This is a genomic window from Streptococcus suis (genome assembly GCF_016743335.1).
Classification (GTDB): Bacteria; Bacillota; Bacilli; order Lactobacillales; family Streptococcaceae; genus Streptococcus; species Streptococcus suis_Y.
In genome coordinates, this window is sequence record NZ_WCJE01000059.1 from 1 (window position 1) to 10,583 (window position 10,583).

A 10,583-nucleotide genomic window follows, 5' to 3' on the forward strand; every position below is an offset into this window, starting at 1 on the left:
ATTGGGCTCCCTCCGCATTATTTAGCAACATCTGTTGCTCTTGTTTCACGGATAACTGTGATTTTGATATTTCCTGGATAATCCAGATTATTTTCAATTTTCTCACGAACATCATGGGCCAAGATGGTAATCTGATCATCAGTAACCTTGTTAGGATGAACGATAATCCGAATTTCACGACCTGCCTGAATAGCATAGGATTGCTTAATCCCTTCAAAACTGTTAGCGATTTCTTCCAAGTCTTGCAGACGTTTGATGTAGGCTTCCATAGATTCACGACGCGAACCTGGACGAGCAGCGCTCAGAGCATCTGCTGCAGCCACAATAACTGCAATAGTACTTGTCGCTTCTACATCGCCATGGTGACTAGCAATCGCATTGATAACAATTGGATTCTCTTTATATTTCTTAGCCAATTCTGTACCGATTTCAACGTGGCTTCCATCCACCTCACGGTCAATAGCTTTACCAACGTCATGTAGGAAACCAGCTCGCCGTGCCAAATTCACATTCTCGCCCAATTCAGCAGCAAGTACACCTGCTAATTTAGCAACTTCGATTGAGTGGCGAAGAACATTTTGTCCATAAGAGGTACGGAAATGCAAACGTCCCATGATTTTAATCAAGTCTGGATGAAGGTTTGGGGCCCCAACTTCATAAGCAGCAGCTTCCCCATACTCACGAATACGATTATCCATCTCTACACGGTATTTCTCAACCAACTCCTCAATACGAGCCGGATGAATACGACCATCTTGAAGCAAGGTCTCCATGGTCATACGGGCAATCTCACGGCGAATCGGATCAAAACCTGATAGAACAACCACTTCGGGTGTATCATCAATGATAACATCGATACCTGTGAGACTTTCAAAGGTACGAATATTTCGACCCTCACGTCCAATAATCCGTCCCTTCATCGCATCATCCGGTAAATGAACCGATGTAATCGTCTGCTCAGCCACATATTCACCTGATATACGTTGCATCGCTTGGGCTAACAAGTCCTTTGCCATCTTGTCAGAACGTTCTTTTACTTCACGCTCTGCTTCCTTGATACGAGTCGCAATTTCATGCGTCAGTTTATCACGTGTATCGGTAAGGATGATTTCCTTCGCCTCTTCTTGACTGAGGGCCGCCACTCGTTCTAACTCCAAAGCTTTTTGTTCTTCGAGTTTTACAACTTCTTGTTCACGCTCATCAATGTGCTTAGCTTTATCGGTCAGACTTTGTTCCTTTTGTTCCAAAGTCTTTTCCTTGTTGGTCAAATTATCGTCTTTGCGGTCCAAGCTGGTCGCCCGCTCTGTCAAGCGTGATTCGATTTGCTTCAACTCTTGACGTTCTGACTTAAATTCTTCTGCAATTTCTTCTCGGTACTTACGAGCTTCTTCCTTAGCTTCCAAGAGTAATTCTTTTTTCAAGGTCTGGCGATCGCGCTCAGCTGTTTTTAGAATAACCTCAGCTTGCTCTTCTGCTCGACCACGAACATTACTAGCTTCTTGTTCTGCGTTTAAAAGTGTCAATTCTGCAGTTTCTTTTGCAGATTTCATCTTCAAAGAAATGGCAAAGTAGCCAATTACTAAACCAATGAGAGCAGAAACAAGTGTCACTACTACTGTAATGATATCCATATTTCTACCTCTTTTTTTATAATTCGATTTTCACAAAATCTGTATCTATTTTATCATAATTGAACCGATTTCACAATTCCAAATTGTCAAATATGGTATAATAAATTCATCACTTATTTGGAGGAAACCATGAAAAAAGAAGTCACTGTCGAAAGCTTCGAGCTAGACCACACTATTGTAAAAGCACCTTACATCCGCTTAATTTCTGAAGAAGTCGGACCAAAAGGGGATATTATCACAAATTTTGATATCCGACTTATCCAACCCAATGAAAATGCCATGGATACAGCTGGTCTACATACCATCGAGCATCTATTAGCTAAACTAATTCGCCAGCGCATCGATGGGCTAATCGACTGCTCTCCTTTCGGGTGTCGGACAGGTTTCCACATGATTATGTGGGGAAAACAAGACTCTGAAAAGATTGCTCAAGTCATCAAGTCGAGTTTGGAAGAAATTGCAGAAGGCATCACTTGGGAGGATGTTCCTGGGACAACTATTGAATCATGTGGTAACTACAAAGACCACAGCCTTCATTCAGCTAAAGAATGGGCCAAACTAATCCTTTCTCAGGGAATCTCTACAGATGCCTTTGAAAGAAAACCAATCTAACAAAAAAGCGGATAAACCGCTCAGAACGTAGACAAACTCCTAAAAATATAGTCGAATGAATTAACTTTCAGACAAGGAACTGAGGTGCAGGTTGCTAGCACAGCCTAGTGGCTGTGCTAGGTTGTAGATATAACTTGCAAAGCAAGTCACTTCTGCAGAGTACGGCAACCCGAAAGTGACGATGTATCAAAGTTAATTCAAATGACTGTATAAAAAATTGAAGAAGTTTGCGAAAGATAGCAAGTCATTAAACTCTTAGAAACATTGATATTTCGGCGTTTCTGAGAGTTTTTTATTTTCAACATAAAGAAAAAAGATTGAAGAAAATTGTCCAAAATGAACTTTTTCTTCAATCTGAAGCGGCTAAACCGCTTTTTTGTTTAATAATCCAAGGCATCAGAATGACCAGCACCATTACCGACAAAGTAACCTGTCTTACAATTTATAGAGAATAAGTAGGTCCCATCTGGTTTAAACATATTGTAGTAGCCATTGCCGTTGATAATATTAACTTTTTCCAAGATATATTGATTGCCTGTTATATACCCACGCTGTTGCGAGATAGTCACAATATTTTCAAGAATACCTGGATTGAAATTCCATGCTTCATTGTTTACATCATCAATCATTGCTTGATTATAAGGAACACGACTGCGGTCACGTTGCAAGACGACACCAGCTGGCACGGCGGTTGTTGAGCCTGAAACCGTTGTTGAAGCGACTTCTGTTGTCGCTGGTACACCAGTAGATACAGTTTCATCAGCACCTTGGTTGCTTGTGACTGCAGCCTCACTTGCTACCGTAGCCGAAGCGACTTCCTGTTGTGAACGACCAAAATTCACGACTGATGCTAATAGACTGTCAACTGCACTAATCCCTGTCGTTGTCGCAGAAAGAGATTCTCCTGATTTAACCGTCGCCGTTGTATCAATTTCACCATTAACAACGACTTCTTTATCAAACTGACCATTAATGGCCTGAATGGCTGCAATGGCTTTTTCAAGATGATCATACTGTTCTTTAGCTTTGGTATAACCGTCCGAATTCTTATCCAATTTTTCCAACAGCACTTTCAGTTCTGCTAATTTACCAAACTCTGAATTTTTTAGCTTGGTCAAACTACTATCCGTAAAGAAACTATTATAGAGCTGTTCAAAAGCAGTCACATTCGCATCTGTCGAACTTGATGCTGTCGATGACGTCTGGCTTGTACTTGTTGAACTTGAAGAAGTCGCAGTATTCGATTTGTTAACCGAATTCATCCAAACCAGCGCCGTCGCCATTACACCAATCATTGAAAGCCCTACTGCTGACCAGAAGAACAATTTCTTTTTCTGATCCCTATCTGCGCCCTCACTATGGTCCAAGTCTTCGGCTTCATCTTCTTCCAATTCTAAACTAGAATCATCTGCCACTGGAGATAACCCCTCCATTGCTACGGTACTTGCAATCACTGTTTCTTCCAAGGTTTCCATCGGAGTTACCGAAAGTTCTTCTACAATAGGAGCAATCTCCTCACCAACTTCCGTAAGAGAAGACTCATTTGCTTCTACCTCTTCCGCGCTTTCATGTCCTTGATTTTTTTCCTCATCAGCCACCTCAACTAAAGGAAGAGGATTGATTTTGGTTTCAAATTTTTGAGATTCAATTTCTGCACGGTGTTGCTTGATATAACGATCCAAGAGACCATCATCTTCTGTCACACCCGCTTCAATCTCCTTATGTTTTTTGACTGCTTCTTCGATTGTTAAATCTTTTGCCACTTCAAAGTCTAAAACTTTCTCCTCATCCAAAGGAAGATGATGACTATTTTTTTCTCCCACGATGTCCTCCTATCCTTGCACTTGACGTTTCACTCGTTGACCAAAAAATTGATAAAGATCCACTTTTAGGGTACCATTATACAGTTTGCGTTTCTTATCCGCTTGCTGTCCAAAACGGGTTTCAAACAATTCATCACTAGTTAGAATAAACTTAGACCATGTTTTAAGTGGTTCAAAAGTCTGCCCCATTTCTCGATACAGGGTAACAATGGCTTCATCATCCAACAAACGTTCTCCGTAAGGTGGATTAGAAATAATGACACCATTAATTTTATCTGTACGCAAGTCTTGCACACGCATTTGCTTGAAAACAATATCCTGCTCAACTCCTGCCGCAAATGCATTCTTCTTCGCAATTTCAATCATACGAGCATCAATATCTGATCCAGCAATATCTAATACCAAATCTGTTTTGATAGAAGCTTGCGCTTCTTTGCGTAATGCAGCCACCAATTGATCCTCAACCCACGGCCATTCCTCAAATGCAAAACTTCTCTTCAAACCTGGAGCTATATTTTTGGCCAACATAGCTGCCTCAATACAGAAAGTTCCCGAGCCGCAAGTAGGGTCAATAAGCGGTTTATCTGGATACCAATTCGATAATTGCAAAATAGCAGCTGCCATATTTTCTTTGATTGGTGCGCCACCTTTTTCCACCCGATAACCACGTTTGAACAAACTAGAACCTGTCGTATCAATCATGACTGTCGCCACATCTTTCAAAATCGACACTTCAATTTTAAACTCTGCCCCCATCTCTTGTAAGGGAACCCCTTCGGGACGAGAGAAGTGTTTCTGCAGTTTCTTAACAACTGCTTTCTTAGAAATAGCCTGCACACTTGGTTCATTATGCAATTTCGATTTGACACATTTGGCCTTGGAAATAGGGAACTTGCAGCCTAGAGGCAAGTAATTTTCCCAGTCCAAGTTAAAAACTCCTTGGAACAACTCTTCAAAAGTCTTTGCTGGAAATTGTCCAACAATGATTTTAATTCTATCTGCTGAACGCAACCAGATATTGGTTTCGATAATGGATTTTACATCTCCTTGGAATCGAACACGGCCATTTTCCACTTGACATTCATAGCCGAGATTACGAATTTCTCGACCCACAACCGCTTCCAGACCTGCTGCTGCCGTCGCAATCAACTCAAATTGTTTTTTCATTTTTTTCCTCTACAATAAAAGCTAGCAGAGCTAGCTACCTATTTTATGCAATTTTCTGTAAGCCATGTTTTGTTCCGGTAGTACTAGGTTCTACCACCTTCGATAACCATCTGTCTACTGTTCTAAACAGTCAGGATTTCTGTTCATTTCCATCCATCCCATGCCCCGACCAAAGTTTGGGTTGCTAGCTTGAGGGGTTTACCGCGTTCCATTTTTTACGTTTCCATAAAAACTTCGTCACTGTGGCACTTTCAGATCTACTCTGGCATATCAAAAGACTTAGCCATTTTAACCGCCGTAACGCCCAAGGGCGTCCCTAGGCTTATTGATTCGCCTAGCACAAACACTACTGGCATCTCAGCCAGTGCTAGCATGGACTTTCCTCATGGTAGAAAACTACCACGCGATTATCCAAAAATTGCACCTTAATTATCTTAGAAGTTGTATCTACAAAGCAAGCCACTTTAAATCAAGGAATATCTCTGACACAAATACAGAATGTATTTGTGCACAAGAAAATTACTGCGAATAAAGTGTCAGTTTAGGTGTACAATTTTCTATTCTTGACCCTGAACGATTTGTTTTCCAAATACTTCTTTCTCCAGACGATTCAGACGGCGGAGAATATCAAAGTTTGTCGCTGAAGATGGACGTTCTGTACGCAATACGTCGTTCGATTCTTCAGTAGGAAGAGTTGTTTTGGGAGAATTTGCTGCCTGCACTTTCAATCTAGCAATTTCGCCTTTTAATTCCTTGATAATCGCTTCATAAGCATCATAGTCTTTCATAATATCATCAAGAAAATCGTTCACTTCATCTTGATCATAGCCACGAAAACCAATTTTAAAATCTTGCTCGAAAATATCTTTTGTCGTAAATTTAATACTTGCCATCTCTCTCTCCCTAATCTAAAACGTCACTACTCCTATTATATTAAAAAAAATAGGGAAAAATCAAGTCAAATCACTCAGAATTTGAAAAATTTTCAGCCTCCTCATTCAATTCTTCAAAGGTAAGCGTTTTTCTATTATATCCTTCTTTCTTTAAGACCATGTGATATAAATATTTCAAATTGGTTTCATTTTCAGAATCGTAAAACAAATAACAACCTGTCGTATTATCCAGCAGAAACTGGCTATAGTCTCTAAATTGCCCTGGGTTTTCATAGCGTGGATAGGCATACTTTACAAAATCAACCTGCTTAAACCTTGCTAACTTTGCTTGGTTAGCCTCATTCCACTGTTCGCCATGATTTTCAAATGGAAATATTGTTGCAATACTCAGTTGATACCCCTCGGCTCGTAAATCTTCTAAGACTTCTAAGGCCCAGTATTCAAAACCCAATTGACCTGTCAGTATAAACCAACTAACACCCTCTTCTAAAAAACGAATAAAATTCCTACGAATTGCAGATTTAATAATGTGCAGTCGAGGATCTTTTTCTGAAAAAATTCCCAGGTCTGTATGTCTATAACCTGTTACCAAAAGGCTCTTAGTATCCATTTCTTGTACTCTTTTCGCTAATTATGGTATAATATGCTGATATTATTTTATCAAGAAGGAGTTCTATGGTCAATTATCCTCATAAGGTGTCAAAAAAAATCAATAGAACCAGTCCTATTTCATCCCAGCGAGTAAACTTTGCTAATCGCGGAATGTCTTTTGAGGCTGCTATCAACGATAGCAATCAATATTACCTTGCGCACGACATTGCTGTCATTCACAAGAAGCCAACTCCCGTGCAAATTGTAAAAGTTGATTACCCCAAACGGAGCCGTGCTAAGATTGTCGAAGCATACTTTCGACAGGCATCTACCACAGACTACTCTGGTGTTTTTAAAAGACATTATATTGATTTTGAAGCGAAAGAGACACGCCAAAAAGCATCCATGCCTATGAAAAATTTTCATGCGCATCAGATTGAACACATGAAACAGGTTGTAAAACAAGGTGGCATTTGTTTTGTCCTTCTTCACTTTTCAACATTAAAAGAAACCTATCTCTTGCCAGCCACTCATTTGATCGAATTTTATCAAGTAGACATGGGGAGTAAGTCGATGCCTCTGACCTTTATTCGACAATACGGCTTTGAGATTCAAATGGGGCGTTTCCCCAGCATCCCATATCTGGAAATCGTTGAAAAAAATCTATTAGGTGGTGAATCTTTTGAAAACTACAACAATTAAAAAAGCTCTTCTAATCACTGCAAATATTTTACTTGCGGGGGCTATCATTGCCTGCCTAGCCGGAGCTGCATTGGTTGTTTACTACATCCAAAGCGCTCCAGAATTGACAGAAGAGTCTTTGACAGCAACTGTGTCAAGTAAAATTTACGATAAGAACGGAAATCTTATTGCAGATTTAGGAGCAGAAAAACGTTCGAGTGCCAAGACTGAAGAAATTCCAACAGACTTGGTAAATGCGATTGTCGCAATCGAAGACCAACGCTTCTTCAATCATAGAGGGGTTGACGTTATTCGTATTGCAGGTTCCCTGATTAATAACCTGAGTGGGGGACGTTTGCAGGGTGGCTCGACACTTGACCAACAGCTTATCAAGCTGACTTATTTCTCGACATCCGTAGAAGATCAAAATCTAAAACGGAAAATTCAAGAGGCTTGGCTGGCTACTCAATTGGAACGCCGCAATACCAAACAAGAGATTTTGACCTACTACATCAACAAGGTGTATATGTCAAATGGTAATTACGGTATGAAGACTGCTGCTCTTGCTTTTTATGGAAAAGAGTTAAAAGATTTGACTCTTCCTCAATTAGCTCTTCTAGCAGGAATGCCCCAAGCGCCAAACCAATATGATCCTTATACCAATCCAGAAGATGCAAAAGCACGTCGCGATTTGGTATTGGCTGAGATGCTGGAAGAAAAGTACATTGATAATACCCAGTATGAACAAGCTGTTCTAACACCTGTAACAGATGGTTTGCAACCACTATCTAATGCAGCTGTTTATCCTGCTTATATGGACAACTATCTGAAACAAGTCGTTGAAGAAGTTGAAGCAAAAACAGGTTACAACTTGCTGACAACAGGGATGGATGTCTATACGAACGTCGATCCTGCCGCCCAGCAGCAACTTTGGAATATCTACAATACAGATATGTATGTCAGCTATCCAGATGATTTATTACAGGTAGCTTCAACGGTTGTGGATGTTTCTAATGGTAAAGTCGTTGCGCAATTAGGTGGTCGTAAACAGAAGACAAACGTCTCGTTTGGTACCAACCAAGCCGTTGAAACCAACCGCGACTTCGGTTCTACAATGAAGCCAATCACAGACTATGCTCCTGCTTTTGAAAACGGCATTTATACATCTACAGCAGATTTAATCTTAGACGGTCCTTATAACTATCCTGGTACAACAACTCCTGTCAATAACTGGGATAAACAATACTATGGTAATATCTCTGTTAAGACTGCTATTCAGTATTCTCGAAATGTTACAGCCGTTAAAGCATTGGAAGCTACAGGCTTAGAAAATGCCTTGAAATTTTTGAATAGCGTTGGTATCGATTACCCTGATATTCATTACTCTAATGCTATTTCAAGTAATACATCCGATACTAGCAGTAAGTATGGAGCAAGTAGTGAAAAAATGGCTGCTGCCTACGCTGCTTTTGCCAATGGTGGTACTTACTACGCTCCACAGTATGTCAATAAAATTGTCTTTAGTGATGGAACAGTAACAGAATATGCTCCTAAAGGAACCAAAGTCATGTCTGCCGAAACAGCCTACATGATGACCGATATGATGAAGGCTGTTATGTCTTCCGGTTATGGATTAAACGCTTCTGTTAGTGGAGTTCCTATGGCAGGTAAAACAGGTACATCAAACTATACCGATAGCGAAACGGATACTATTCTAGCTTCAATTCCAGAAGCAAATTATAGCTACATGGTCGTTCCTGATGAAAACTTTGTTGGATATTCTAGTCAGTATGCAATGGCTGTTTGGACCGGATATACCAATCGTATGACTCCTATCCTTGATAACAGCATGCGAATTGCAACAGATGTCTACCACAATATGATGCTCTTTATGCATTCGGACTATACAGCTACCGATTGGGAGATGCCAAGCGGACTCGTACCTTACGGTTCCAACTACTATCTCAGAGGTAGTCGCTCACTATCCAATGCTTATAACACGTACACTAGCTCTAGTACAAGTTCTTCTAGTTCGACTGAAACTAGTGAAACGACCGAAGCGACGACAACATCAAGCGAAACATCATCTGGAACTTCCACCGAGACTGCAACTTCTTCAACTGAAACTGCAACAACAGGAAACAATCCTGCGACGGGACAGACAGATGGTCAATAAGAAAATTCCCAGACTCTTCTGGGATTTCTTTTGCTTAAATTATGATAAGATAAGATTATGAAACCTGAAGTATTTTATAAAACCTTGGCAGACCAAGGTATTCAATTAAGCGACCAACAAAAACACCAATTTCATCGCTATTTCCAACTATTAGTGGAATGGAATGAAAAAATCAATCTGACAGCTATTACCGAGGAAAGCGAAGTCTATCTGAAGCATTTCTACGATTCTATCGCTCCAATCCTACAAGGCCATATTCAGAACGAACCTCTTCGGCTTTTAGATATTGGAGCTGGAGCTGGATTTCCTAGCCTACCTATGAAGATTATCTTTCCGCAACTAGATGTTACCATCATTGATTCTCTTAATAAACGAATTAACTTTTTACATTTGCTTGCCGAAGAACTAGAGCTCGAAGGTGTTCATTTCTATCATGGTCGTGCAGAAGACTTTGCACAAGATAAGAACTTCCGTGCACAATTTGACCTTGTCACAGCACGCGCAGTTGCCCGCATGCAGATTCTTTCTGAATTGACTATTCCTTATTTGAAGCTCAACGGAAAATTAATCGCACTCAAGGCGTCCAGCGCAGAAGATGAATTGACCCAGGCAAAAAACGCACTCAATCTCCTCTTCGCAAAAGTCATTGAAAACCACGACTATACTCTTCCAAATGGCGACCCTCGAACACTGACCATCGTCGAAAAGAAAAAGGAAACTCCAAATAAGTTTCCACGCAAAGCTGGTATGCCAAATAAAAGACCCCTTTAAACATAAGAAAAGAGGCTGGGCAAAAAGCTCAACCTCGCTTCTCAGGGTTCGTGTCAACATCTCAGCGCAGTGGTTGATTGGCAGATTTGTTCGTGTTTTACACTCAAAATCTGACCATTACGACTGTTGCGAACAAAGTTCGCTTCATCTCCAACCTCCAAAGGTTCCCCGAACCTTTGGAGCTATGCGGGGGTGGGAGTGAAACAGTCTGGGGATAGACTGTTTCAGCTCAACAACT

At 40.6% G+C, this 10,583-nt stretch carries 9 protein-coding genes and 1 other RNA gene; 4 read left to right on the plus strand and 6 right to left on the minus strand.

Going from position 1 to position 10,583, the window contains the following annotated elements; all coding sequences use genetic code 11:
- Nucleotides 1-17: 17 nt before the first annotated feature.
- A complete protein-coding gene (locus F9856_RS11195; protein WP_004195205.1) occupies nucleotides 18-1,631 on the minus strand; it encodes a ribonuclease Y in 1,614 nt (537 codons plus the stop codon).
- Between the two features lie 129 nt (nucleotides 1,632-1,760).
- Between F9856_RS11195 and F9856_RS11200 the strand changes: the two genes are divergently transcribed.
- Nucleotides 1,761-2,243 carry an S-ribosylhomocysteine lyase gene (locus F9856_RS11200; RefSeq protein WP_004194159.1) on the plus strand — a complete coding sequence of 161 codons (483 nt, stop codon included), beginning with the start codon at nucleotides 1,761-1,763 and terminating at the stop codon, nucleotides 2,241-2,243.
- A gap of 380 nt (nucleotides 2,244-2,623) precedes the next feature.
- Here F9856_RS11200 and F9856_RS11205 read toward each other — a convergent pair whose 3' ends face one another.
- The 5 genes from F9856_RS11205 to F9856_RS11225 form a co-directional block, all read right to left on the minus strand.
- Nucleotides 2,624-4,066: a cell division site-positioning protein MapZ family protein gene (locus tag F9856_RS11205; RefSeq protein ID WP_202106653.1), complete on the minus strand. Its 1,443-nt coding sequence runs from the start codon at nucleotides 4,064-4,066 to the stop codon at nucleotides 2,624-2,626.
- A 9-nt stretch (nucleotides 4,067-4,075) separates the two neighbouring features.
- Entirely contained in the window at nucleotides 4,076-5,233 is a 1,158-nt protein-coding gene (locus tag F9856_RS11210; protein WP_043033580.1) for a THUMP domain-containing class I SAM-dependent RNA methyltransferase, read from the minus strand.
- 53 nt (nucleotides 5,234-5,286) lie between these two features.
- An RNA gene (gene rnpB, locus F9856_RS11215) (RNase P RNA component class B) lies at nucleotides 5,287-5,652 on the minus strand.
- A 138-nt stretch (nucleotides 5,653-5,790) separates the two neighbouring features.
- A complete protein-coding gene (gene gpsB, locus F9856_RS11220; RefSeq protein ID WP_029943773.1) occupies nucleotides 5,791-6,126 on the minus strand; it encodes a cell division regulator GpsB in 336 nt (111 codons plus the stop codon).
- 70 nt (nucleotides 6,127-6,196) lie between these two features.
- A complete protein-coding gene (locus F9856_RS11225) occupies nucleotides 6,197-6,736 on the minus strand; it encodes a DUF1273 domain-containing protein (RefSeq protein ID WP_202106654.1) in 540 nt (179 codons plus the stop codon).
- Between the two features lie 65 nt (nucleotides 6,737-6,801).
- On the opposite strand from F9856_RS11225, the gene recU reads away from it, so the two are divergent.
- Genes recU through rsmG form a run of 3 tightly spaced genes read left to right on the plus strand, consistent with a single transcriptional unit; the run spans nucleotide 6,802 to nucleotide 10,345 of the window.
- Nucleotides 6,802-7,419, plus strand: coding sequence for a Holliday junction resolvase RecU (gene recU, locus F9856_RS11230; RefSeq protein ID WP_004194173.1), 618 nt, complete (start codon nucleotides 6,802-6,804; stop codon nucleotides 7,417-7,419).
- Complete coding sequence (gene pbp1a / locus F9856_RS11235) at nucleotides 7,400-9,574, plus strand: penicillin-binding protein PBP1A (RefSeq protein WP_236659618.1); 2,175 nt, start codon at nucleotides 7,400-7,402, stop codon at nucleotides 9,572-9,574. Before recU ends, pbp1a begins: the two co-directional genes overlap by 20 nt.
- Before the next feature lie 57 nt (nucleotides 9,575-9,631).
- Nucleotides 9,632-10,345: a 16S rRNA (guanine(527)-N(7))-methyltransferase RsmG gene (gene rsmG, locus F9856_RS11240; protein WP_024377206.1), complete on the plus strand. Its 714-nt coding sequence runs from the start codon at nucleotides 9,632-9,634 to the stop codon at nucleotides 10,343-10,345.
- Nucleotides 10,346-10,583 lie beyond the last annotated feature (238 nt).